Annotated in this window: 26 protein-coding genes; 19 read left to right on the top strand and 7 right to left on the bottom strand. The window is 36.8% G+C overall.

The features are described from left to right. Positions 1 to 2: 2 nt before the first annotated feature. From VL047_RS07960 to VL047_RS08005, 10 genes are all read left to right on the top strand, one after another. Positions 3 to 2,396 carry a heavy metal translocating P-type ATPase gene (locus VL047_RS07960; RefSeq protein WP_325359592.1) on the top strand — a complete coding sequence of 798 codons (2,394 nt, stop codon included), beginning with the start codon at positions 3 to 5 and terminating at the stop codon, positions 2,394 to 2,396. 1 nt (position 2,397) lies between these two features. Beyond that, entirely contained in the window at positions 2,398 to 2,583 is a 186-nt protein-coding gene (gene ccoS / locus VL047_RS07965; RefSeq protein ID WP_325359593.1) for a cbb3-type cytochrome oxidase assembly protein CcoS, read from the top strand. A gap of 108 nt (positions 2,584 to 2,691) precedes the next feature. Continuing rightward, entirely contained in the window at positions 2,692 to 4,809 is a 2,118-nt protein-coding gene (gene ccoN / locus VL047_RS07970; RefSeq protein ID WP_325359594.1) for a cytochrome-c oxidase, cbb3-type subunit I, read from the top strand. Between the two features lie 32 nt (positions 4,810 to 4,841). Next, complete coding sequence (locus tag VL047_RS07975; RefSeq protein WP_325359595.1) at positions 4,842 to 5,033, top strand: hypothetical protein; 192 nt, start codon at positions 4,842 to 4,844, stop codon at positions 5,031 to 5,033. A gap of 3 nt (positions 5,034 to 5,036) precedes the next feature. Next, complete coding sequence (locus tag VL047_RS07980) at positions 5,037 to 5,915, top strand: cbb3-type cytochrome c oxidase N-terminal domain-containing protein (protein WP_325359596.1); 879 nt, start codon at positions 5,037 to 5,039, stop codon at positions 5,913 to 5,915. Between the two features lie 6 nt (positions 5,916 to 5,921). Continuing rightward, positions 5,922 to 7,301, top strand: coding sequence for a cytochrome c oxidase accessory protein CcoG (ccoG, locus tag VL047_RS07985; RefSeq protein ID WP_325359597.1), 1,380 nt, complete (start codon positions 5,922 to 5,924; stop codon positions 7,299 to 7,301). Position 7,302: 1 nt separating this feature from the next. Next, positions 7,303 to 7,728 carry a FixH family protein gene (locus VL047_RS07990; protein WP_325359598.1) on the top strand — a complete coding sequence of 142 codons (426 nt, stop codon included), beginning with the start codon at positions 7,303 to 7,305 and terminating at the stop codon, positions 7,726 to 7,728. Beyond that, complete coding sequence (locus VL047_RS07995; RefSeq protein ID WP_325359599.1) at positions 7,725 to 8,423, top strand: sulfite exporter TauE/SafE family protein; 699 nt, start codon at positions 7,725 to 7,727, stop codon at positions 8,421 to 8,423. Before VL047_RS07990 ends, VL047_RS07995 begins: the two co-directional genes overlap by 4 nt. 170 nt (positions 8,424 to 8,593) lie before the next feature. Continuing rightward, positions 8,594 to 9,001 carry an Rrf2 family transcriptional regulator gene (locus tag VL047_RS08000; protein ID WP_325359600.1) on the top strand — a complete coding sequence of 136 codons (408 nt, stop codon included), beginning with the start codon at positions 8,594 to 8,596 and terminating at the stop codon, positions 8,999 to 9,001. Positions 9,002 to 9,048: 47 nt separating this feature from the next. Next, positions 9,049 to 9,894 (top strand): SDR family oxidoreductase, encoded by an 846-nt coding sequence (locus VL047_RS08005; protein ID WP_325359601.1) that lies wholly within the window; start codon positions 9,049 to 9,051, stop codon positions 9,892 to 9,894. Positions 9,895 to 10,192: 298 nt separating this feature from the next. On the opposite strand, the gene VL047_RS08010 is transcribed toward VL047_RS08005, so the two are convergent. Beyond that, entirely contained in the window at positions 10,193 to 11,089 is an 897-nt protein-coding gene (locus VL047_RS08010) for an MBL fold metallo-hydrolase (protein ID WP_325359602.1), read from the bottom strand. Positions 11,090 to 11,146: 57 nt separating this feature from the next. After that, positions 11,147 to 12,889, bottom strand: a complete 1,743-nt coding sequence (locus VL047_RS08015; RefSeq protein ID WP_325359603.1) for a DNA polymerase III subunit gamma/tau — start codon at positions 12,887 to 12,889, stop codon at positions 11,147 to 11,149. Positions 12,890 to 13,039: 150 nt separating this feature from the next. On the opposite strand from VL047_RS08015, the gene VL047_RS08020 reads away from it, so the two are divergent. The 5 genes from VL047_RS08020 (at position 13,040) to mtgA (ending at position 15,583) form a co-directional block, all read left to right on the top strand. Then, entirely contained in the window at positions 13,040 to 13,627 is a 588-nt protein-coding gene (locus VL047_RS08020; RefSeq protein WP_325359604.1) for an OmpA family protein, read from the top strand. Between the two features lie 88 nt (positions 13,628 to 13,715). Further along, complete coding sequence (gene rpsF, locus VL047_RS08025) at positions 13,716 to 14,075, top strand: 30S ribosomal protein S6 (protein WP_325359605.1); 360 nt, start codon at positions 13,716 to 13,718, stop codon at positions 14,073 to 14,075. Next, the gene (gene rpsR / locus VL047_RS08030; RefSeq protein WP_132222074.1) at positions 14,075 to 14,341 is read left to right on the top strand and encodes a 30S ribosomal protein S18; all 267 of its coding nucleotides are present in this window, start codon (positions 14,075 to 14,077) and stop codon (positions 14,339 to 14,341) included. The genes rpsF and rpsR overlap by 1 nt, the downstream gene beginning before the upstream one ends. Before the next feature lie 16 nt (positions 14,342 to 14,357). After that, positions 14,358 to 14,801, top strand: coding sequence for a 50S ribosomal protein L9 (gene rplI / locus VL047_RS08035; RefSeq protein ID WP_325359606.1), 444 nt, complete (start codon positions 14,358 to 14,360; stop codon positions 14,799 to 14,801). A 65-nt stretch (positions 14,802 to 14,866) separates the two neighbouring features. Continuing rightward, complete coding sequence (gene mtgA, locus VL047_RS08040) at positions 14,867 to 15,583, top strand: monofunctional biosynthetic peptidoglycan transglycosylase (RefSeq protein WP_325359607.1); 717 nt, start codon at positions 14,867 to 14,869, stop codon at positions 15,581 to 15,583. 30 nt (positions 15,584 to 15,613) lie between these two features. Here mtgA and VL047_RS08045 read toward each other — a convergent pair whose 3' ends face one another. Together VL047_RS08045 and VL047_RS08050 are read right to left on the bottom strand one after the other, a co-directional pair. Beyond that, a complete protein-coding gene (locus tag VL047_RS08045) occupies positions 15,614 to 16,078 on the bottom strand; it encodes an ABC transporter ATPase (protein WP_325359608.1) in 465 nt (154 codons plus the stop codon). A 99-nt stretch (positions 16,079 to 16,177) separates the two neighbouring features. Continuing rightward, on the bottom strand, positions 16,178 to 17,575 hold the full coding sequence (locus tag VL047_RS08050; protein WP_325359609.1) for an ammonium transporter: 1,398 nt from the start codon (positions 17,573 to 17,575) through the stop codon (positions 16,178 to 16,180). Between the two features lie 544 nt (positions 17,576 to 18,119). On the opposite strand from VL047_RS08050, the gene VL047_RS08055 reads away from it, so the two are divergent. Further along, on the top strand, positions 18,120 to 19,136 hold the full coding sequence (locus VL047_RS08055; protein WP_325359610.1) for a glycosyltransferase family protein: 1,017 nt from the start codon (positions 18,120 to 18,122) through the stop codon (positions 19,134 to 19,136). A gap of 20 nt (positions 19,137 to 19,156) precedes the next feature. Continuing rightward, positions 19,157 to 20,491: a GH1 family beta-glucosidase gene (locus VL047_RS08060; protein ID WP_325359611.1), complete on the top strand. Its 1,335-nt coding sequence runs from the start codon at positions 19,157 to 19,159 to the stop codon at positions 20,489 to 20,491. An 18-nt stretch (positions 20,492 to 20,509) separates the two neighbouring features. On the opposite strand, the gene VL047_RS08065 is transcribed toward VL047_RS08060, so the two are convergent. Next, entirely contained in the window at positions 20,510 to 23,077 is a 2,568-nt protein-coding gene (locus VL047_RS08065) for an ABC transporter permease (protein WP_325359612.1), read from the bottom strand. Beyond that, entirely contained in the window at positions 23,067 to 23,747 is a 681-nt protein-coding gene (locus tag VL047_RS08070) for an ABC transporter ATP-binding protein (protein WP_349255177.1), read from the bottom strand. The genes VL047_RS08065 and VL047_RS08070 overlap by 11 nt, the downstream gene beginning before the upstream one ends. A gap of 117 nt (positions 23,748 to 23,864) precedes the next feature. Between VL047_RS08070 and VL047_RS08075 the strand changes: the two genes are divergently transcribed. Beyond that, positions 23,865 to 24,548 carry an arylesterase gene (locus VL047_RS08075; protein ID WP_325359614.1) on the top strand — a complete coding sequence of 228 codons (684 nt, stop codon included), beginning with the start codon at positions 23,865 to 23,867 and terminating at the stop codon, positions 24,546 to 24,548. Positions 24,549 to 24,563: 15 nt separating this feature from the next. Here the strand turns inward: VL047_RS08075 and VL047_RS08080 are convergent, their stop codons facing one another. Then, on the bottom strand, positions 24,564 to 25,376 hold the full coding sequence (locus tag VL047_RS08080) for a patatin-like phospholipase family protein (protein WP_325359615.1): 813 nt from the start codon (positions 25,374 to 25,376) through the stop codon (positions 24,564 to 24,566). A 76-nt stretch (positions 25,377 to 25,452) separates the two neighbouring features. Between VL047_RS08080 and VL047_RS08085 the strand changes: the two genes are divergently transcribed. Next, complete coding sequence (locus tag VL047_RS08085; RefSeq protein ID WP_325359616.1) at positions 25,453 to 26,235, top strand: SDR family NAD(P)-dependent oxidoreductase; 783 nt, start codon at positions 25,453 to 25,455, stop codon at positions 26,233 to 26,235. The last annotated feature ends 9 nt before the right edge of the window (positions 26,236 to 26,244 follow it).

A 26,244-nucleotide genomic window follows, 5' to 3' on the forward strand; every position in this document is an offset into this window, starting at 1 on the left:
AAATGCAGAACAAAGCAATCAACGAAAAAATTTATTGTTTCCATTGTGGAGATCCCGTTTATTCTGATCTATTTCAAGAAGACAGTCATGAATTTTGCTGCTTAGGCTGCCAAAGTGTTTACTCCATCTTAAGTACCAATAATTTAAAGAATTATTATAAATACAATGATCACCCTGGTAAAGCTCAAGATAAAAAAGCAGAGCATCTTGAATACCTGAATGAGCCTAAAATAGCTCAAAAACTTATTGACTTTCAAGACAATGAATACACACATATAACTTTATACATTCCTGCCATTCATTGCAGCTCATGTATCTGGTTATTAGAAAATCTTTATAAATTAAATACCTCCATCGTACAATCCAGAATTGATTTTACCAAGAAACAGGCAGCAATCAAATTCAAACATTCAGAGATAAGCCTAAAAAAACTAATTGAATTATTAATAGCCATCGGTTATGAACCAATAATTACCTTACAAGATGTTGTAAAAAAGCAGAAAACGGTCAATCAAAACTCATTAGTTAGAAAAATCGCAGTAGCGGGATTCTGTTTTGGGAATGTCATGCTGTTCAGTTTACCTGAATATTTTGGATTCGGAGCAATCGACAAAGAGTACGCTACGTTGTTCAATTGGCTGAACTTAAGTTTCGCAATACCGGTATTATTATATAGTGCAAGAGATTATTTTATATCAGCCTACAACAGTTTAAAATTAAAACAAGTCAACCTAGATGTACCCCTTGCACTCGGGATCTTCATCTTATTTTTCAGATCAGCAGTTGAAATAATAGCTCAAAGCGGACCTGGGTTCTCCGACACCCTATGCGGATTGGTATTCTTTATATTAATCGGAAAATGGATACAGAACCGTACCTTCTATCACCTATCATTTGAAAGAGATTATCGATCCTATTTTCCTGTTGCTGTCACCTCAATTCAAAACAAACAAAAACAGCCTAAAGCCATCGCTGATCTCGAAGTCGGGGAAAGAATACTCATCAGAAATAATGAAATTATCCCTGCAGACGCAATCCTCCTTAAAGGAAAGGCTGCAATAGATTTTAGCTTCGTTACCGGAGAATCAAACCCGGTAAAAAAAACATTGGGAGAAATCATCTATGCCGGCGGCCGCCAGTTGGGTGAAGCCATTGAATTGGAAATAGTTAAATCCGTCTCACAAAGCTATCTTACCAACTTATGGAATAACGAAAACTACAAACAGTACAATCGCAAATTTCAAACATTCAGCAATAGTATTAGTAAATACTTCACAATAATATTACTCGCTATCGCAACATCAGCTGCTATCTTCTGGCTTTTTAATAGCAATACAGATAAGGCATGGGCAGCATTTACAGCAGTTTTAATCATAGCATGTCCTTGTGCATTGGCACTTAGCTCACCGTTCACACTTTCTGCAGCTCTTAGTATTTTTGATAAGAATTGTTTCTTCATTAAAAATACAGGAGCAATAGAACAGTTAGCAAAAATAAATTCTCTCGTTTTTGATAAAACAGGTACCATAACTTCTCCGAAATCACAACATATACAATTTGCAGGTCACCTAAAAGAATCAGAACTACGAGCAGTCGCATCTGTTTGCAGAAATTCCAGCCATCCACTAAGTATCCAAATTGTCAATTGGCTTAAAATTGACACCCTCGAAAGCATACAAGACTATCAGGAAATCGCCGGAAAGGGAATACAAGCAAATGTTAATGGGAATTCTATAAAAATAGGCAGTGCTAATTTTACAAAAGCTAAAACCGAAGCAGACGCAGGAAGCAGCGTCTATATAGCAATAGACAATGAAATAAAAGGTTATTTTTCTATTCTCCAACCTTGGAGAGAGGATTTAAGCACGCTCATCTCAGATCTTGCAACTACCTATGACTTGCACCTGATCTCCGGCGATCAAGACAAGGATAGAGAAGTACTGCAAGAGGTTTTTCCAGCAAACAACATGCACTTCAATCAATTGCCGCAAGAAAAACTTAGCTACATACAAAACATGCAATCATCCGATAAAATGGTTTGCATGATTGGGGACGGATTAAACGATGCCGGTGCTTTAAAACAAGCTGATTTTGGAATCGCAATAAGTGATGATATCAATAGCTTTTCACCCGGATGTGACGCAATACTGGAAGGAAGTTCGTTAAACAAGCTGCCCCAATTTCTGACATTCGCTCAGGATGCCATGAAAGTAATCTATTTTAGTTTCATTATTTCACTCTCCTATAATGTAATCGGATTATTCTTCGCAATACAAGGCACCATGTCGCCTCTATTTGCAGCTATTTTAATGCCTCTCAGCACCATTACCATTATATCGTTTACCAGCATTACTACACATATCTACGCTAGAAAAAATAAATTAAAAAGCAGTTAATATGGAAATGATCTACTTTCTCATCGGTTGCAGTGTCTTTATCGCATTAGTTTTCTTAGGTGCGTTCATCTGGGCTAATAAAACCGGACAACACGATGACACTCACACACCTGCCATCAGAATCCTGTTTGATGACGAAGAACCAAAATCATCTGACACAGAATCTTCTACACAGTTAAATGATTAATAAGTGATATCAATCACTTTTATACTCAATTATCATCACATTGTCATTTAACTAATAGCAATATTTTTACCGAATCATTAATCATCCGAAAACTATTAATTGAAAATTATGCAGATCGAAAAATTCTCCTACGACAACAAGATTGTAAGAAATTTTGGCATAGCCACTCTTGTCTGGGGTATCACAGGTATGACTGTCGGCTTATTGGCTGCCATACAGCTATTCTGGCCATTTATGAATTTTGAAACCCAGTATACAACCTTTGGCAGAATCAGGCCAATACATACCAATGGGGTCATTTTTGCCTTTGTAGGAAATGCAATCTTCATGAGTGTGTACTATTCTATGCAGCGTCTTTTAAAGGCAAGGATGTATAGTGACTTTCTAAGTAAGGTTCATTTTTGGGGATGGCAGTCAATCATTGTAGCCTCCATAATAACTTTGGCAATGGGGTTCACCTCCTCGCATGAATATGCAGAAATGGAGTGGCCAATTGATATTGCAGTAGTAGTCGTATGGGTAATTTTTGGAATTAATATGTTTGGAACCATCATCAAACGAAGAGAACGACATATGTATGTTGCAATCTGGTTCTACATTGCAACTTTTGTTACGGTGGCGGTTCTTTACATTGTCAACTCAGTTCAATTACCGGTTAGTGGATGGAAAAGTTATTACATATATGCCGGAGTTCAAGATGCATTAGTACAATGGTGGTACGGTCATAATGCAGTAGCATTTTTCCTCACAACTCCTTTCTTGGGAATGATGTACTATTTCTTACCAAAGATGGCTAACCGTCCAATATACTCTTATAAACTGAGTATCTTGCACTTCTGGTCCTTAATATTTATTTATATCTGGGCAGGCCCACACCATTTACTTTATACAGCTTTACCCGAATGGGTTCAAAATTTAGGTGTTGTATTTTCAATCATGCTGATTGCACCTAGCTGGGGAGGAATGATTAACGGATTATTGACTTTAAGAGGAGCTTGGGATAAGGTTAGATCCGAACCCATGCTAAAGTTCATGGTAGTAGCGCTAACTTGCTATGGAATGGCAACCTTCGAAGGTCCAATGCTTTCTCTTAAACAGGTAAATGCCATTGCCCACTTTACAGACTGGATTGTAGCCCACGTACACGTTGGAGCTTTAGGATGGAATGGCTTTATGGTTTTCGGTATCCTATATTGGTTAATACCAAGAATCTACAATACTACACTCTACTCTAAAAAACTATCATCAATTCACTTTTGGTTAGGAACTTTAGGAATCCTGTTTTATGCCATACCTCTCTATTGGGCGGCTGTTGTACAAGGTTTAATGTGGAAAGAATTCACACCTGAGGGAACCTTAAAATATGGTAACTTCCTAACTACTGTATTGCAAATCCTTCCAATGTATATGATGCGTGCCGTTGGCGGTGCCTTATATTTGAGCGGTGTTATCATGATGGCATTTAACCTTGTTAAGACCATGAAACAAGGTCAACTGGTGGCTAATGAATATGCTGAGGCGATGCCTTTAGAACCAACCATTGTTAAAGAAAAGGGAGTACACCGTCGTTTAGAGCGCAAACCGGTATTATTTATGGTTTTAGCACTTATTGCCATACTCATTGGCGGAATGGTAGAGATGATGCCAACTTTTATGATATCCTCCAACGTACCAACCATAGCAAGCGTTAAGCCTTATACTCCCCTTGAAATTCAAGGACGAGACATTTATATACGCGAAGGCTGTATGGGATGTCACACTCAAATGATCCGGCCATTCCGCTCAGAAACAGCTCGCTATGGAGAATACAGCAAAGCTGGAGAATATGTTTATGATTATACTTACCTGTGGGGATCGAAAAGAACTGGACCTGATTTGCATCGTATAGGACAAAAGTATCCAAACAAGTGGCATTATGACCATATGCTGGATCCGACAATTACTTCTCCAGGAAGCATTATGCCAGCTTATCCATGGTTACTTACACAAGACCTTGACTATGCCTCCACTCCGGGAAAAATCAGGGCATTAACCATACTTGGAGTTCCCTATACAACCGATTATGCAGATAAATCTATTGAAGATGCACGCAGACAAGCTGAACTGATTGTAAAAGATTTAGAAGCCAACCAGGTTAAAACTGATAGCGATAAAGAAATAATTGCGCTAATTGCCTATCTGCAACGCTTAGGAACTGATATAAAAGTAAACGCAGATACGAAATAACAGAAACGATCGATAAGAAATAATAAAGAATTATGTTTAAACAAATCACAAACCTAAACGGTGACGAACGATATCTAATATTCTCATTATTAATGTTTTTAGCCTTTTTCATTATAGTAGCAATCATGTTGTTCCGAATGAAAAAAGATTATGCAGAGCAAATGAGCCAGATGCCTTTAGAAGAGGATAGCGAAATAAACAAAATAGATACTGAAAATCTCTAAAATATGGAAACAGTTATAACAGATCCGGCAACAGCTGAAAGCGCGACAAGCTTTGGCCTTGAGAATATTCCTTCTACCTATTTAATCATTGTAACAATTGTTCTTTTTATCACCTTATTAATTGCGGCAATCGTTATTTTAAAGGCATTAAAAACCATTATAAAAGTAACAATGCCAGATCTAGAACAGGAAGAAAAAGCATTGATAACCCCCAATACTAACAAGAAGGTACAACGTAAAGAAAGATGGAATAAAATCTGGGGTTTAAATCCACTAGATAAAGAAGAAGAGATCATGATAGATCATGAATATGATGGTATCCGTGAACTTGACAATCCCATCCCAATGTGGTTCAATGCATTGTTCTACTCTTCAATTGTTTTTGCAATCGGATACCTGTTAGTATATCACGTATTTGGCTGGGGAATGACACAGGACGAAGAGTACCAGGCAGCGATGCAGGCAGGTGAAAAGCAGCGAATAGAATTTCTGGAAAGCTCCGGCAGTAACATAGATGAAAATTCAGTCACATTGAATTTAAGCCCTGAGTTTGTGGCTGCGGGACAAGAAATATTCTTACAGAACTGCGGAATGTGCCATGGAAACCAAGGAGAAGGATTAATAGGGCCTAATCTTGCTGACGAATATTGGCTGCACGGCGGTGAAGTTGGAGAAATATTCAGAACAGTCAAGTATGGAGTTCCTGAAAAAGGAATGGTGCCTTGGGAAGCTAACCTGACTCCGGTACAAATTGCTCAGGTTTCAAACTTTATCCTATCCCTTGCAGGGACCAACCCGCCTAATCCAAAAGATCCGGAGGGAGATAAGAAAGAAACCACCGCTACAGAAGAGCCAACAAATACTGAAGAGGTTAAAATCTAAATAAAAATGGCAACAACAGAATACAAACCAACCATATCAGCAAAAATACCAAGGCCTATTTATGCAAAGAAGCCACATGGAAAACTTTTAAAATATCGACACTGGTTTGGTTATTCTTTGTTAGCTATTTTTATAGCAATGCCTTTCATTAAAGTAAACGGAGAACAATTTCTTCTCTTTAATATCCTAGATAGAAAGTTCGTCATTTTTGGCACCGTATTCTGGCCGCAAGACATGCATATATTCGTCTTCGGAATGCTTGTCTTTATGGTCTTTATTGTCTTATTTACAGTGGTCTATGGACGGGTATGGTGTGGATGGGCATGCCCGCAGACCATTTTCATGGAACTGATTTTCAGAAAGATTGAGTACTGGATTGAAGGGGATGCAAACCAGCAGCGTAAACTAAACAACGGGCCTAATACAAGCAATAAAATAGCTAAGAAGACATTAAAGCACTTCATTTTCCTGTCCATCTCATTTCTGATTTCAAACCTTTTTCTATCCTATGTAATTGGAGTCGACCAGCTCTATAAAATTATAACTGATCCGGTAACACAGCATTTAGGAGGATTGGTTTCTATAATCATTTTTACCTTGATGTTTTATGGTGTATTTGCATACGTCAGAGAAATAGTTTGCACAACAATATGCCCATACGGCCGCTTACAAGGAGTATTGTTGGATGATCAAAGCTTAGTAGTTGCTTATAATTACCAACGTGGTGAACCTCGCAGCCATATTAAAAAGAAAGAAGAACAGCCTGTCGAAACAGGCGACTGCATTGATTGCAACCTATGCGTGCAGGTTTGTCCAACTGGTATTGATATCCGTGATGGCTTACAGCTAGAATGTGTAAACTGTACTGCTTGTATTGATGCCTGCGACGATGTTATGGAAAAGATAAACAGGCCTCCAAAGTTAATTGGGTTCTATTCTTCTAAGCAGATTGAAGAGAATACCAACGAAAAGAATAACGCCCGTATCCTTGCTTATTCAATTGTATTAGCTTTACTTTTAGTCGTTTTTGGCTGGCTTATCTTTTCAAGAACTACGGTAGGCGGAACTCTTTTACGGGCTAAAGGCACAAGCTATCAGATGAATGCAGATGGCACGGTAAGTAATCTCTATAATTTAGAACTTATCAATAAATCAGGCAATGAGCTTCCTTTTAAACTTGAATCACTCGATAAAAACTTCAAAATTAAACTCGTAAACTCGCGAGAGGTTCTTGCTAAAGACGAGACAGCACAGTTTAGCTTCTTTCTGATTGCCGATTCAAAGAATATTAAAGACTATAAAACGAACCTTAAAATTATCGTAGTTTCTGAAGAGAAAACATTAGAAACCTTAAAAACTACATTTATATCACCACCAACAGATTAATATGAACTGGGGAGTAAAAATTTTTATAACATTATTGATTTTTATGGTGGTAGCCGTAGGAACAGGAATCTATATGGTATCTCAAGATCACGACACATTGATTGAGGATAACTATTATGAAAAAGGAATAAATTACGATTCTACTTATAATCAGAAAACAAATGTGCGGGAATTAAAAGCAGAACCTTCAATCAATGTAAAGGATAATTATTTGCAAATTACTTTCACTGAAAACGGAAACAATGGAATTCTTAATCTTCAGCGCACATCCGACTCATCTTTAGATCAACAAATCCCGTTCACTATTGACAACAAGGTTTTAAAAATACCAACGGATAACATTTCAAATGGAGAATGGAAAATTCAAATAAATTGGGAACATGAAGACACTCCATTCCTGTTTGAAAAAAATATATTTATACCATGAGTATCAACTATCTTGCATTCTTTATGGGTCTTCTTGGCAGCTTACATTGCGTTGCAATGTGCGGCCCGCTCTTACTTGCACTTCCTTCATCTGGAAAAAGTCATAGTCAGGTTATCATCAATCGCATCATCTATCAGATTGGAAGAATACTTACCTATTCTGCTTTGGGAATGCTTATCGGATTCATATCCATAGGAGCGGAATACAAAGGATGGCAACAAGGGTTGAGCATCGTTACCGGTGGCTTTCTGTTAACGGTCGGATTATTTACTTTTTTCAGTAGACACTCAAACTATGCTAAACTAATTAAACTACAACAAAAACTTTTCGCACCCCTATTTAAAAAAATAGGTTACTGGCTCTATAAACCTGGTGGTAATTTTATTGCAGGCATATTAAATGGTTTCTTACCATGTGGTATGGTTTACATAGCTTTAGCCACCGCACTAAATACAGGAACTACTTTAGGAGGAGGAAGGTTTATGATGTTATTCGGTTTAGGAACTTTACCCCTTATGCTCCTAACCGGCATTTCAGGCAATTACATCAAAAAGATCATCCCTTTTAAACTTTCTTCTTGGTTACCTACTCTATTTTTGATAATGGGAGTATGGTTTATATTGAGAGGCTCTAATCTGGATATCCCCTATCTCAGCCCCGTAATTTATCCGGAAGGAATGATCGATTGCAATTAGCCCGCTTTCCCAGAAAGAACAAGAGTATAATAACAGTCCCTATGATCATGCTCCTCATTACAACTGTCCTAACCTAACCCGATCCCAGTATTAACATTGAGAAAAAACTCTCTAACTTAATTGTAATACGTATTGTTACAATTAAAATTAATAGTAACTTTGTCTCTAATATGAACAATACAAGGTTTGCAACGATCATACATATCCTAACTATTTTGGCTACAAAAATGGGAGAATGGTTAAACTCTGAATGGATTGCAGGCAGCATTAATATCAACCCCGTTATCGTAAGAAAGGAACTGAGCATCTTACAGGAGCAAGGCTGGGTAATTAGTCGAAAAGGCAAAGAAGGTGGCTTTATGTTGAATACTTCTAGCGAAAACATTACACTAGCAGAACTTTACAAAGTAGTAAAAAATTCAGATATACTTGGAAAAAAGAATCAGAACCCAAATTCTAAATGTCCCATTGGCAAAGACATAAATAAGGAATTAGACACCTTATTCAATGAAACAGATGAACTAGTACTTGCTTCACTTCAAACAAAAACTTTAAAAAGCTTTATAGAACAATTTTAATATTTTTTTCACATTAAATGTAACAACATTTATTACAAATACAATTCATGAAAATAGGTATCACAGGAGCTACAGGACAACTAGGTCGTTTGGTAGTAGAAAAATTAAAACAAAAAACTAATTCAGAAAACTTAATAGCCCTAGTGCGCTCACCAGCAAAAGCTGCTGATCTAGGAATTGAAGCACGGGCATTCGATTATTCAAAACCAGAAACATTAACTGCCCCCTTACAAGGAATTGATTATTTATTGTTGATTTCTGGTGCCGAACTAGGTAAACGTAAAACACAGCACGAGAATGTTATTAAAGCTGCACTGGCAGCTAATATAAAATTGATCGTTTACACTAGCATGCTATATGCCGATACTTCTTCTTTAAGCCTCGCACCAGAGCATCTGGCAACAGAGGATCTATTGAAAGCTTCTGGAATTCCTTATACTATTTTAAGGAATGGTTGGTACACAGAAAATTACCAGAACTCCATATCCGGAGCTATAGACGCAGGTGCATTTATTGGAAGTGCTGGAGAAGGAAAGATATCTTCAGCTTCAAGGGAAGATTATGCTGAAGCTGCGGCAGTAGTTCTAACAAGCGAAGGACATCAAGGAAAAACATACGAACTGGCAGGCGATGAGTCTTTTACACTAAAAGACTTGGCTGCCGAAATATCACGCCAAACAGGAAAAGATATTCCTTATAACAATCTTCCTGAAGAAGAATATGCTGGAATCTTAAAATCAGCAGGCTTACCAGAAGGCCTTGCGCAATCTATTGCCAGCTGGGATATCGGTGCTTCAAAAGGAGACTTATTCAATGACAGTAAAGTACTTTCCAAATTAATCGGACATCCTACAACTCCATTTAATGATACAGTAAAGAAAGCTCTGTTATAGGTTATGACCTAAAAAAAATCAATACTTCTTACAAATAGTATAGTAATATAGGCTAAGACACGTAGCTACCTATAAGGAAGGCATCGTTTTATTCCGTTCTGCCCAAACAGGGGTCAAACAGGGGTCAAACAGGGACCAAACAGGGGCAAGACTCGCACATTATGCCTGATTGAACCCTGTTTGGTTCGCGTTTGATTCGCCTTTAATATTTGTTCATTACAAAGAAAGCCCTTACTCTTTTAGAGCAAGGGCTTTCTTTGTAATGCTTAGTTTATTGATTAAGTTAAATAAAAACTCATTAGCTAGTTAATTCCTCATAAGCAGCTTGAAGGCTTCGCTGAATACCATCGCCTTTCCATTCCTGAGCACCCGAAACCGACTGAATTTTCAGGATTTCTTCTAAACTTTGACCGTCCTTAATTTTACTTTCAACCATGGCAAGCAAAGATTCTAAGTAATTCTGGAAAGCTTTTATATCTGCTTTGCTGCCAGTGTATTTCTCAGGATCCAGACTATGACCAAAGACAAATAGAGTATCATTATCGAATTGGTCCATTGCCTTCTGCAAAACAGTTATCCAACTTTTAATATTTGCACCTGCCGAGCGGTCTATAAACGGAAAGCGGCGGTTAAAAACCAAATCTCCTGTATGCACAATATTTGCATTTTGAAAATGGATCATGGCATCACCATTGGTATGTCCGGGCCCAAAATAATGAGCTTTTATAAGTTCGTCACTTGTCTTTAATTCCCAACTATCTGTAAAAACGGTATCAGGAAATAGCTGTTGTGCCTCACTACCTTGAGCGGTTGCAGTGGCTTTCTGATTGATCAGCGAATTATTATGTGCTACAACATTTCCAACAATACCTTTAAAAGCAATATTTCCTGCTGTATGATCGCCGTGATGATGAGTATTGATTAAATGCGTGAATGATTTCGCACCTAATTTCTTTAACTCACTAATTACATGGGGTGCTGTGTCTGGAAATTGTGCATCAACAACAACAAATCCGTCCGCAGAATTCAGCCATCCAATGGTACCGCCTCTTTCGGTAAAAGCACCAACATTGTTTCTTAAAGCTTTAAATTTATAAGTAGGCTCTTGCAATAAAGAAGCAAAAGAGCTTTGTCTGTTCATAGTTAATAAGCCCAGAGCCAAACCTGAGGTTGTAAGAAAATTTCTCCTTTTCATAGTATTTTATAATCAGTATGTTAATAAGAGCATATAACAAAAATACGCTTATTAGGTTTATTCAAAACCCAAATTAAATTCTTTTCTGAATTGGTCTAACAAAGGATTTTTAGAAAGCATCGCTTGGTATTTCTCTGTATCAGTAACAGGCTTTCTTATGATATCGGTCTTTTGCAGTACAGGAATCAGATCAATTTTAAAGTTTTTAAGCTTTTGTCTCAAATAGTTTAACAAATCAATCTTAGATTCTATGAGAAGTTGCTGTTGCAATTGGTTTTCAATTATGACAGCTACCTGATGGTCGTCCTGAAGTGCAGGGGCGTTGGCAGTCATCAAGATATATAAATTGATCTTATTCTCAGCTTTTGCTTGCTCGGCAAAATTCTTCCAATACAACAAAAAGTCCTGTTCTTCAAATGGCTCTTCAGTATTTCCTTGAATATATTCGGGATCTTTTTTATAATCTACCTTCTTTTCTTCAAAAACAGCATTGAGGTTAGGAATATGTGCATTAATGGCTATGTCACCAAACTTGGGTAACACCAGTTTTGGCTTTGGACTTACAGGCACCTCTTCTTTAGAGACTTCCTTTTGAACTTCTTTGACCTTCGGTGTTTCTCTATTTACTAATGGCTTGGTGTCTTTAGTTTTTTTTTTAATCTCCTGAGATTGCTCAGTTGGCAGGGGCATTTTAGTGAGCTGGATAGCTGCAGCTATATGACACATCTTGAGCAGGGCTATCTCTACCTGTAGTCGCTGATTGCGGCTTGTTTTATATTGAATTTCGCATTGATTGGCAATATTCAATCCTGAGAGTAGCAAGCCCTGACTGATCTTTTCAGCTTGATTTAAATAGCGTTCTTTAATGGATCTACTAACTTCAAGCAACTTAATAGTTTGAATATCTTTCGCTACCAACAGGTTTCTGAAATGACTCGCTAAACCTGAGATAAAGTGGCTTCCGTCGAAACCATTGGACAGTATTTCATCAAACAGGACCAGGCACTTGGAGCTATCTTCTTCCTGTATGGCTTGAGTAATTTTGAAATAATAATCATAATCAAGAACGTTTAAGTTATCGATTACGGCTTGGTAGCTTAGATTTTTATTGGAGAAACTTACCAGTTGATCAAACATAGATAGAGCATCCCTTAAACCTCCGTCTGATTTTTGCGCGATAAGGTGAAGACCATCCTGATCAAAAGCCACCCCTTCCTTTTCTGCAATGTATTGCAAATGGTTGGCTATATCTTCTACTCGTATTCTATTAAAATCAAAAATCTGACAACGTGATAGGATGGTCGGCAAGATTTTATGCTTCTCAGTTGTTGCCAAGATAAATTTAGCATAAGAAGGCGGTTCTTCCAATGTTTTCAAGAATGCATTGAAAGCCTGAGCCGAAAGCATATGAACCTCATCTATGATATATACTTTGTATTTCCCTGCTTGCGGTGGGATACGAACCTGCTCTATCAGACTTCGAATATCTTCGACTGAATTATTAGAAGCCGCATCTAGTTCATGAACATTAAAGGAATTTCCATTCTGGAAAGCTAGGCAACTATCACATTCACCACAGGCTTCAACCTCAGATGTTAGGTTCTGACAATTAATTGTTTTAGCTAAAATACGTGCACAAGTAGTCTTCCCTACCCCTCTTGGCCCACAAAATAAAAAGGCTTGTGCAAGTTGATTATTCTTAATTGCATTTTTTAGCGTACCGGTTATATGTAGTTGTCCAACAATGGTTTCGAATGTTGCCGGGCGGTATTTTCTTGCTGAAACAATAAAGCTATCCATTGCCACGAAGATACAGCATAATAGTGTAAACTTGAAAGCCTGGGCTTGAAAAAAAGAAAGAGAATAGCAAATTAAACAAAATCCTTATTTTAGCGTTTAGTTAAAACATAAATAACCACATTCGCCAAACGAGTATTAAATAAATATAAAATGAAAATCTTAAGAACTTCTTTTCTTGCTCTTATCGTATTAAGTGTAGTTGCATGCAATAACCAGCAAACCACTGATTCTGATACTTCAATGAATGACAGTATTGCGAATTCTAATAATAATCCGCCATCCCGTGATTTGAGCACGGAAGTGCCTGAAACTAATTTAGAAAACAGCAAGCTAACATTTACAGAAACCAATACTCAGTTGAAACTGCAGTTACCTAATAATGATATTTTTGAAGAAGGGACAGCCATCATCAAAGATGGCGAACAAGCTACTTTAGAGGAAGCCTATAAAACTATCAATGAGCGCGGAGTTGGTAAAGTTTTAATTACCGGAAATAGCGGCAGAGAAGGAGACGTAGCTGCTAATACCAAACTATCTTCAGAACGTGCCATAGCTGTAGTTAAATGGATGAATGATAAAGGTCTTAAAAAGGATATTTCATTAAGTCCACAAGGAGCTGGAGATAGATTTCCGATGGTTTCTTACCAACTTACTGATGGGAGTCCTAATCCACAGGCGAACGAATTAAACGACCGTATTGAAATAACTTTCAGGAAATCACAACTCGCAACAGAATAATTACTAGCTTGTTGTATTTTAGAAAATTTCATTGTACTTTTGCATCCCACTTAGAGTGGAATAAAAATTTATTAATTTAAACTGAACAATGCAACAGTACGAAACCGTGATCATTCTTACCCCGTTGTTATCAGATGAAGTAGCTAAAGAAACTATTGAAAAATTTAGCAACTTTTTAACTGAAAACGGAGCCGAAATTATCCACAACGATAATTGGGGTTTGAAAAAATTAGCGTATCCGATTGAGAAGAAATCAACCGGATTCTATCACCTAATTGAATTTAAGGCTCCAGGTGAAATTATAAGCAAACTGGAACTTCAGTATAAGCGTGACGAGCGTATTATGCGTTTCCTTACTATTGCTTTAGATAAACATGCAATTGCCTACAACGAGAAAAAACGTAGTGGTGCATTTAACAAGAAACCTAAAACTGAGGAGGCAAAATAATGGCGAAAGAACAAAAAATTCAATACGTTACAGCTCCTAAGGTGGACGATAACCGTAAAAAGTATTGCCGTTTTAAAAAGAATGGTATTAAATACATCGATTACAAAGACGCTAACTTTTTATTGAAGTTTATTAACGAACAAGGTAAACTTTTACCTAGACGTTTGACTGGAACTTCTTTGAAATTTCAACGTAAAGTGGCTCAAGCTGTTAAACGTGCACGTCACATTGGTTTATTACCTTATGTTGCAGATTCATTAAAATAAACGGAGGTAAAGAAACATGGAAATTATTTTAAAACAAGATATTAAAAAGCTCGGTGAGAAAGATGATATTGTTTCAGTAAAACCAGGATATGGTCGTAACTACCTGATACCTCAAGGTTTTGCTGCATTAGCAACATCTTCTGCCAAGAAAGTTTTGGCTGAGAATATTAAACAAGCTCAGTTTAAACAAGATAAAATTAAACAAGATGCTGAAGCATTAGCTGGCAAACTTGAATCTGTAAAATTAACCATTGGTGCTAAAGCTGGCGAGAGTGGTAAGATTTTCGGTTCGGTTAATACCATCCAAATTGCAGATGCTCTTAAAAAACAAGGCTTCGAAGTTGATCGTCGTCGTATTACTTTTGAAGAAGAGCCAAAATTCGTTGGTGAATTTGTAGCTAACCTTAACTTACACAAAGAGGTTAAAGTTCAGGTTCCTTTTGAAGTAATTGCTGAATAATTTAATCAGTAAAAAACAAAAAAAGGCTATCCAACTGGGTAGCCTTTTTTTTGAAACAATCTTTTATGGCTATTAAGCGCACATCTAAAAAAAAGAAGCCAGCGAGTAAAAAGAAAAAGATTTTATACTTTTTCTTTCGATTGGCAATTTATTTTATCGCATTTAGCATTGCTTGGGTTTTAATATATCGTTTTATCAATCCACCGGTAACCTGGTTAATGATACAGCGTAATTTAGAGAACAGTGAGGTTCCTGAAAAGGTCATAAAACGTAAATGGATCAATTACGAAGATATTTCAACTAATTTAAAATTAGCCGTTGTTGCAAGTGAAGATGCCCGGTTTATGCAACACAGTGGTTTTGATGCAAAAGCTATTAATCAAGCCTTCCAAAGAAACCGGTCAGGCAATTCTATTCGAGGTGGTAGTACCATCAGCCAGCAAACTGCAAAAAATGTTTTCCTTTGGCCGCATCGTTCCTGGCTAAGAAAGGGATTTGAAACCTGGTTCACAATCTTAATAGAAGCCTTGTGGGGTAAAGAACGTATACTAGAAGTTTATTTAAACATTATCGAAATGGGCCCTGGTATATATGGTGCAGAATCAGCTACTCAATTTTACTATGGTAAACCTGCTGTTAGTTTAACAAAACGTCAAGCAGCACTATTAGCTGCAATCTTGCCTAATCCACGGGTTTGGTCGCCAAATAGACCGACCAGATTTATTAATCGCAAGACCAATACGATCTTGCGATATATGCCTTACAGCAAAATCCCTGAATAGAAGATTTATTCAACATAGAGAGCAGCTAGATTAAGCCGGAAGCTGGAAAACCTTAGCATGCCAGCTTTCTTTCATTGGCACCTCCCACCGGGCGGCTAGCTCTTCACTATTGCTTACTGTATTATCAAAAACAATGGTATTTTCATTTACTTCTCCCCTTTCAATCAGATTTTCAAATACAGATCTGGGAGCAACTTTGATTGCATCTGCTTGACGATAGGCAATCAACATTCTATCAAACAACTCAATATTCAGCTCACTTTGTATTTCTTTTAAAAGCCTTACTGATTTATCGATTGAACAGCCTGTTGCTGCAGCTACTTCTTCGTCTAAAAAAAGAATAATGAATCGATTATATCTCACCTCTGCATGTGCAGCAAGTTGTTTTCCATGTGCTTTCCATTGTTCAGTAAACCCAGATAGCTTTTTGATGATTTGCTCACTTTCCTGAGTTGTTAGTTCAAGATTCGATTGATATATCCAAATGCGTTCCATTCTATTTTCCTTTATACAAACTTAATAATTTAATAAGGTGGATTACCGGCAGCTGGCTATCTTTTTATTTTTTTAACAATTGACAGACTTAAGAAGATACTAAATAACCTTTTCCCTATCCATTTTCAACTTAACCTTTTGCTCAATCACTATTCTATCAATTTCAGAATAGCTATAGAGTTCCTCATCATGTTGGGTAATATCCAACCCTTGTTCTTCTTCTTCTTCAGATACGCGAAGAGGATCGATATAATCAACTATTTTGAAGATGCCATAGGATACAACAAAACTATAAGTAACCACAACCACCACTCCTATCATCTGTGCCCAGAAAAACGCTGTACCGCCATAAAACAAACCATCCGCACCAGCTCCGTTTACAGCTGTGTTTGCAAACACCCCTGTTAGGATCATTCCTACAACACCTCCAATTCCATGACAAGGAATTACATCAAGCGTATCATCAAGTGTAGATTTTGATTTCCATTCAACAGCCAAGTTTGAAATAATTGCAGCTACAACACCAATAAATATACTTTGGGGAATGGCAACAAAACCTGCACCAGGCGTAATAGCCACTAAACCAACTACTGCACCAATACAAAAACCTAATACGGAAGGCTTTTTACCACGTAACGCATCAAAAAACATCCAGGCTAACCCAGCTGCGGCAGCAGCTGTATTGGTAGTCGCAAAGGCAGAAACAGCGAGACCGTTAGCAGCCAATGCAGATCCGGCATTAAAACCAAACCATCCAAACCAAAGCAGTCCGGTTCCTATTAAAACATAGGTAATATTAGCTGGTCTCGTTTTAATATGAAACAGATGTGAACGTCTTCTTTTCAACACTAATACTCCGGCAAGAGCTGCACAACCAGCTGAAATATGCACAACAGTACCTCCAGCAAAATCGAGTACGCCTAATTTTGCAAGAAAACCATCCGGATTCCAACTCCAATGAGCTAATGGCGCGTAAACAAATAGACTAAAAAGAACTATGAATAGTGTATAAGATGTGAACTTTATCCTTTCCGCTACTGCACCAACTACTATTCCCGGAGTTATAATTGCAAACATTAAATGAAAGATTGCAAATTCGGCAAAAGGAATAGTTGGAGCACCAGCCCATGGCTGTCCGGATACAACATGCTGGAAAAAGAAATAGGTTGTAGGATTTCCAATCACACCTCCTATTGATTCTCCAAAACACAGGCTGAAAACAACCACTATCCAAAGAACGCTAACAACTCCTGCAGACACAATACTTTTAATCATGGTGGATATAACGTTTTTGCTATTTACCATACCACCATAAAAGAAAGCAAGCCCAGGGGTCATTAGAAAAACCAGTGCAGCAGAGATTAAGACCCAGGCAATATCTGAACTATTATATTGACCATCATCAAACATGGTTTCGGGACTAATAAAGAGCGATGCTCCTGCAATAATTAACAATAGTAGAAATGGTACTGCCTGTTTAAGTGAAATTGTTTTCATTTTTTGATTTATTAAGTAACTAAACAACTTTTTATTTCAATATTCCAGTGATTACATCAAATACTATCAACAATATCTAACTTATATCTATAAAGTTTAACTAAATTGACAAATCAATCATATATTTCAATCAAAAATATAAATAAATTCATAAATAATATTAATTATCATAAATAAATATAAAAATTAATGTAATTTTTAACATATAAATACACAACAACTCCAATTATTACAATATAACAATATAAAAAGCACAACAAACGACACAAAAACCAAATTTTATATAATAAATCAGCAATTATACTCTTATTAAACACCATAAATCCAATTAACACAATAACCACATTAACTTATCTATAAATTAATACGAGAAAAGTACTTTTATATCAACAAAAGATATCTCTATGAATAACAATCAAACATATTTTGAACAGATTGCTGTCTTAAGAAAGCGCTTTAGTAATTATATTGCAAACCTGGCATCTTGTGTCTTATTATTTACCTTAGCCAGTCTTTCCTCGCCTTGGAAACACAATAAGCTCGGATGAAGAAAGAAAAATTGAAAATTCTATATGCTATTCAAGGCACTGGCAATGGTCATTTAAGTAGAGCTCGGGATATAATACCAATTTTACAGAGCAAAGGTGATCTTGACATTCTTATTAGTGGCATACAGGCCGACGTTGAACTCCCTTATCCGATAAAATATAAATTTTCAGGGCTGAGCTTTATTTTTGGAAAAAAGGGCGGGGTTGATATTTTCGAAACATTTAAGAAAGGTGATATAAGAAGGCTTATTTCGGAAATAAAGCAATTACCTATTGAAAAATATGACCTTATTATCAATGACTTTGAGCCAATTTCTGCTTGGGCATGCCACTTAAAGGGAAAGGATTGCATCTCACTAAGCCATCAATCCGTAATACTCAATAAAAAATCACCACAACCTAAAGAATTCACTTTAATTGGGAAAGCAACACTAAAAAACTATGCACCATCTACCACACAGTATGGTTTCCATTTCCAACAATATGAGGATTCAATTTACACCCCGGTTATAAGAGATGAGATTCGCAAACTCAGCTGTCAGAACAAGGGCCATTATACGGTATACCTACCGGCTTTCAGTGATGAAAAGATAATTAAAATACTTTCGAAATTTCCTGAGATCAATTGGGAAGTATTCTCGAAACACACAAAAGAATCCTATATTAAAAACAATATTGCAATTTCCTGTATTAACAATGAAAGGTTCATTATCAGCATGGCAGGATCGACCGGAGTTTTATGTGGTGCAGGATTTGAAACTCCAGCAGAAGCTTTATTCCTAAAAAAGAAATTAATGGTTATTCCGATGAAGAAGCAGTTCGAACAACAATGCAATGCCGAAGCGTTAAAAGCTATGGGAGTTTCCGTTATTAAGAACTTAAAGCAGAAGCAGGTTTCAAAAATAGAAGCATGGTTAAATTCTACAACTATAATTGATGTAAATTACCCAAATATTACCGAGAATATTATTGATGCCATTATACTTAAACATGGCAGAAAAATTGACTCTTAAAGTTTACAATCAAATAGTATATGAATAGATCGGATTTTGGTGATGATTTTATCTGGGGTGTATCTACTGCCGCCTACCAGATTGAAGGTGCGCATAATCTTTTTGGAAAAGGGGAATCAATATGGGATCATTTTGTAAACAAAAGAGGAAGGATTCTCAACAATGATAAAGGAAATATTAGTTGCGATTTCTATAATCGTTTTGAAGGAGACCTTGCTTTAATGCGCGCAATGAATATTTCTAATTTCCGATTTTCAATCTCCTGGAGCAGGATTTTCCCAGATGGAACAGGCCGCCCAAACCAAATGGGTGTTGATTTCTATAACCGCTTGATTGATCAATGTCTGGAACTGAATATACAACCTTGGATTACTCTTTATCATTGGGATTTACCCTTAGCTTTAGAGAACTTAGGTGGCTGGACTAACCGGGATATTGTATTTTGGTTTGGTCAATATGTAAGCTTTTGCATTAGTGCTTTTGGAGATCGAGTAAAAAACTGGATGGTATTGAATGAGCCCATGGTATTTACAGGTGCCGGTTATTTTCTGGGTGTACACGCACCTGGAAAGAAGGGTCTTTCAAATTTTCTGGCAGCAACCCATCATGCGGCACTCTGTCAGGCTGAAGGAGGCCGCATTATTAAATCCTTACGCAATGACCTTTCTGTTGGAACTACCTTTTCATGTTCTTACATTCAGCCCTGTAGCAATAAAGAGAAAGATGTACAGGCAGCAAAAAGGATTGATACTCTTTTAAACAGAACCTTTATTGAACCACTCTTAGGTTTAGGTTATCCTTCTCAAGACCTCAAAGCAATAAGAAGAATTGAGAATTTCATGAAGGCTGATGATGAAAATAGGTTAAAGTTCGATATGGATTTTATCGGTATCCAGAATTACACACAAGAAATTGTCTCACATTCCTATTTCACACCTTTTCTTAAAGCTAAAATCATCAAAGCAAATGAAAGAAATGTTGAAAGAACATCAATGAATTGGGAGGTATACCCTGAATCTATTTATCAAATGCTTAAGAAGTTCTCGTTATACGAGGGTATTAAAAAATTAATTGTAACGGAAAATGGAGCTGCCTTTAAAGATGAGGTTATGCATGGTGAGATCCATGATACCCAGCGCAAAGAATATCTTCAAAAATATATTACTGAAGTATTAAGGGCTAAACAAGATGGCATAAATGTACAAGGCTACTTTGTTTGGAGCTTTACCGATAATTTTGAATGGGCAGAAGGATTCCTTCCACGCTTCGGACTGGTACATATAGACTATAATTCTCAAAAAAGAATCATAAAAGATTCGGGCAAATGGTATAAGTCTTTTTTAAAAATCAATTAACCTTGCTTATTAAAAGAATTAATCTTCCTTTCTAAGCACCTCTAGTGGCGTTCTATTTAACAAAGCCGTACTATTAAATATACCTATCACAACGGTTAAAGCTGAAACACCAACGAAGAGGCTCAGGATAAGTAAGATATTAGGGACAAATGGCAATTCAAAACTAAAGACAGCCAATGCCCAACTCGAAAGCAGGGCTATTAATATTCCAGCAGAAGCAGCTAGGGTTCCCAGAAACAGATACTCCATCGCCGCAATAGTCAATATTTGTTTTCTGCTGGCACCCATGGTTCTTAGCAAAACACTTTCCCGAACACGTTGATATTTACTGATCATAACAGAAGCAATCAAGACTATTATACCTGTTAAGATACTTAAGGCTGCCATAAATTGGATTACAAAACCAATCTTATCCAATATTTCATCTAATATGGTCAATATAAGATTCAGATCAATAATGGAAACGGTGGGAAATTGTTGAACAACAGCTAGCTGAAAGGCAGAAGCTTCGCTATTCGGAGTTCTCGTCATAATAACATGAAACTGAGGAGCATCATCAATAACACCTTTAGGAAAAACTAGCCTAAAATTCGTCTGTACCCTATTCCAGTCTACTTCCCGAAAACTTCCAACAATGGCAGGAACCATCAGTCCCTGGACATTGTACACCAAATGATCTCCTATTTTCAGACCTGCTCTTTCAGCGTATTCCTTTTCCAGTGAAACTCTTGCAGTATCTCCTTGCCCCACTTCACCAATCCACAGACCGTCAGTTATTTTCTCTGAAGAGATTATACTGTCCCGATAAGTTACACGTAGCTCACGACCAAATGATCGAGGTGACAGACCTATCGTGCTGTCTTTTCTAACAGCTGCTTCATTATATCCATTGATTGATTCTAGCTGAACGGTAACAATAGGAACCTCTTGGATAATTGGTAAATTCTCTTTATTTACCAAATTAAGCACTTCTTGTTTTTGGCTTGATTGAATATCAAACAAAACCATATTAGGCTGATTGCTCCCGGCTGAGAAAGAAAGCTGAGAAATTAATAATGTCTTTACAAAGAATAAAGTCGCTATAAACGCTGTACCTAAGCCAATGGCCATTACCATAATAACCGTTTGATTATTCGGACGGTATAAATTAGATAAGCCTTGGCGCCAGAGATAGCTCCATGAATGTGGAAAATACTTCTTTACAAGCTTTACTAAGAGAAGAGAAACGCCATACAAAATTAAAAAGCCCAATAAAACTCCTGCCGTAAATGCCAGTGTTTGAAACCAGCCATCTAATTGCATTCGCGCAAAAAGTAAAACAAAAAGTATGATCAGTCCATAAACTAGTGTTCTATATTTGTTTTTATGACCGTTATTTTCTTCATAAGACAATCGTAAAGTATTTAAAGGGGATATGGTATGAATACCAATTAGTGGCAATAGAGCAAATAGAATTGAAATGAATACACCAAGAGCTATTCCTTTAGCGATTGCAAGTATTGACAAATCATTACTAACTGCCACAGGCAACAAGTCTTGCAGAACTACCGGTAAAAGCTGTTGTATAATAACACCTAATGCAGCTCCTAGAACTGACCCTATCAAGCCAATTCCGGCGACCTGAATCAGAAAGATAAGAAATGCCTGCCTAGAACTTACTCCCAAACACCTTAAAATCGCTATACTGTTTAATTTTTCACGGATGTAGATTTGAATAGCACTGGATACACCTATACAGCCTAACAGCAAGGCAATAAAACCAACCAAAGACAAGAAGCCTGTAAGATCCTCGAAAGACCTACCAGTACTTTCTTTACGCATCTGAATAGTTTCTCCGTCTAAACCTTCCAGTTCAAAAGGTGTATCTAATTTCTCTAATATATTATCGACATCGGTTGTTTTCGGAAATTGATAGTAAAAATTATAACTTACTCTACTTCCTTTTTGCAATAATCCGGTTGATTCTAAATACGCTAGTGGAATAAAAATGGCAGGAGCCACTGAACTTGATATACCACTTTGTCCGGGTGCATTTGTAAGTGCTCCTGCTATTGTAAATTTCTGGTTGCCGATAACTACCTGGTCCCCTACTTCAGCATTAAACTGCAACATCAAGGTCTTATCAACCAGTGCATTTTTGCCAGATCTGAAAGAACCTTCCGCCGACTCAGGAACAGTTTCTAATTTTCCATAAAATGGAAAATTGCCACCTAAAGCCCGAATATCTACTAACCTATTCCCGCCATTTTTTTCGAATAAAGCCATAGAAGCAAAACTCTTTTCTTCGGCAAAAGCAGAGCTTATACTTTTCAAAGAATCAACTAAATGCTGTGCTTCCTGCGATAATTCTTTTCGACTATCCACCACCAGATCAGCACCAATTAATTCCGCAGCCTGCAAATCAATATCCGTTTTTAGATTATCGCTAAAAGATGATATGGCAACCATCGATGCAATTCCGAGGACGATGGAAGAAATAAACAATAAGAGTCTGGACTTATTCTTCCGGCTATCTCTTAAGGCCATTTTCAATATCCACCAGAAATTCGTCTTAGTGGCATAAGATGTTTGATCGTTACTCTGCATTACTCAACAATTTACCCCCCTTTAATCGAATAACACGTTGTGTTTTTGCAGCTAATTCAAGGTCATGGGTCACTAAAACAAGCGTAGTTCCCGCTTCACGGTTTAGATCAAACAATAACCTTTCTACTCGTTCACCTGTTTCCGTGTCCAGATTACCGGTAGGCTCGTCGGCAAATAGAATTTTAGGAGAATTAGAGAAGGCTCTTGCCAAAGAAATACGTTGTTGCTCTCCTCCAGACAATTGAGATGGATAATGAGATGCCCGGTCCTGGAGACCAACTTTCTCTAATAGTTCCATTGCTGTTTTCTTAATATTATTAGCTCCTCGCAATTCAAGAGGTACCATCACATTTTCAAGCGCTGTAAGTGTGGATAGAAGCTGGAAGTTTTGAAAGATAAAGCCTACATGCTGGTTTCGTATCCATGCACGTTCATCTTCATTCAGTTTGTTTAAATTGATATTGTTCAGGATCACATCACCACTACTGGCACGATCAAGTCCGGCACATAAACCCAATAAGGTAGTTTTTCCACTTCCAGAGGGACCTACGATTGCGACAGTTGACTTCTCCTCTATATCAAAATCAATATGTTGTAATACGGTTAGAGTGTTAGTACCACTTTTATAAGTTTTAGCCAGATTTTTTACACTTAGAATAGATCCCAAAATATTTTATTTAAATAATTATATTAGATTCGTTATTTTCAATAATGGCAAAAATATACGGATAAATTAAGTACTTTGTCGATTAATATAATCTATAAAAAGTAATTTTGACGTTACGATATGAATTTTAGAATACTGCTTTCATTCTTTATTTGCTTCTTTATATTAGCCTGCTCGAACACCAGCAATCAACAATCAGATCAGGAGAAAGACAGTTCTGCAATTCCTGATACTACAGTAGAAACAACACAAATGAAAACTATTCTTTTCTTTGGAAATAGCTTAACAGCTGGCTATGGCCTTGATGATCCTAATGATGCTTTCCCCGGACTCATTCAATTAAAGATTGACTCTTTGAACCTCCCCTATAAAACTATTAATGCCGGACTGAGTGGTGAGACTTCTTCTGGTGGAAAAGAAAGAATTGACTGGCTATTAAAGCAAAGGATAGATGTTTTTGTACTGGAACTTGGGGCAAATGACGGCTTAAGAGGCTTACCTGTCGATGAAACATATAAAAGTTTACAAGCCATTATTGATAAGGTAAAAGCTGCATGGCCGGATTGTAAAATGGTGTTAACAGGTATGCTGGTACCACCAAGTATGGGTCAGCGTTATTCAGAAGAATTTAAAGCTGTTTTCATAAATCTAGCGAAAGAAAATAACATGGCTTTTGTCCCCTTTTTATTAGAGAATGTTGCCGGAGAGGTTGAATTAAACCAAGGTGATGGTATCCATCCGACTGTTGAAGGACAAAAGATTGTAGCAGAAACTGTATGGAAAATATTGTATCCTATTTTATAAGAATCTCTCTTTAATTTATTGTTTCACCAATTGACTTAAATTCGTTTTTAACTTTCTCAGAAAGGATGTTTCTTTTATTAGACTAGGGCGATCAAGTAAATATTGCACTCCATAATTATAACCTATATCAATAATTTCACTAGCCTTACTAAGCTCAAAAAGATTATAATCAATAAGTTCTTTCGGTTCTATATATATAAAGCACCCATGAGCAGACCGTCGAACCTTTTCTACAAAGCTTAAATGAAAAGAGCGATCTACTATTTCCCACAATCCTCTTTTTTCGCTTAAATCACGAATTGGATTGACGTGAATACAAATGATATCTTTCTTTTGATTAAAAAAAGGCTCAACAGGTAAGTTGTTAAATAATCCTCCATCAACATAAGGAATACCATTAATCTCAACTGCCGGAAAAATTGCAGGGATAGCACAAGAAGCTGTTAAAGCTTCCATAATATCACCTTTATCAAATATTTTTTGTGTACCATCAATAAAAGAGGTAGCAGTTATATAAAGGGGAATCTCCAGCTCTTCAAATTTATGATACCTCAAATTCTTCTTAATATATTCACCGACTTTGTTAAAGGAGATAAGACCCATTCTTAAGGAGTTCCATGTAAACATCCGACGGCTTAGTTTTCCCACTAAGATTTCTATTACTTCATCGACTGTATAACCATTCGCTAAAAATACACCAGCGATCGCTCCTGCACTTGTACCGGATATTCCGGAAGGATAAATTTTTTGTTCCTGTAAGGCTTTTATTACCCCCAAATGAGCGAATCCCCGTGCGCCGCCACCAGAAAGTACAAATGGTTTTTTCATTATTACAAATCGATATGACATGCAAAATATCAATTAATTTACAGAACTTATAGAATATTTAAAGAGAATAAGAAATATGGCATACGCATTAATAACCGGAGGAGGTAAAGGAATAGGAAAAGCTATTGCGATGGAGTTATCAGCAAAAGGCTATAATACTTTGTTGATATCCCGAACAGAGGAAGACTTAATAGATGTATGCAATACATTAGAGAAAACATATTCTGTAAAAGCTCATTATTTCGTAGCTGATCTTTCAATAGAAGGCATAGAAGATAAAATATTACAATGGGTACAATCTTTAAATATTGAAATTGAAATTCTTATAAATAATGCAGGATATGGACTAAGTGGATATCTGGAGAACCAAGACTTAGCTAGTTTAAAAAACATGATGCACTTAAATATGGTTACATTAACAGCAATTACTTATGCTTTTTTACCTCAATTAAAGAAGCAAAAGAAATCGTTTATTTTAAACATTGCAAGTACAGCAGCTTATCAAGCAATACCAGGATTAAGTGTATATGCCGCTACAAAATCTTTTGTGCTTTCTTTTAGCCGAAGCCTTAAAATTGAATTGATGAATAGTACAGTCTCTGTAACTTGTATTTCGCCCGGACCTACCAATACTTCCTTTATGGAACGGGCCAATTTAAGTGAACGAGGCTTAGAACTAGTTAATAAAGTACATATGCAATCGGAACAGGTAGCAAGAGTTGCTATCAAAGCACTATTAGCAGGAAAAACAGAGGTTGTGCCAGGGCTAAAAAATAAAGCAACAAGCTTTTTGTCATGGCTCTTACCAAAATTCTTAATTGAAAGAATTGCAGGTAAACTCATAAAAAACGTGCTGTAAAAGCGGTTC

The organism is Albibacterium sp. (assembly GCF_035514885.1).
Taxonomy (GTDB): Bacteria; Bacteroidota; Bacteroidia; order Sphingobacteriales; family Sphingobacteriaceae; genus Albibacterium.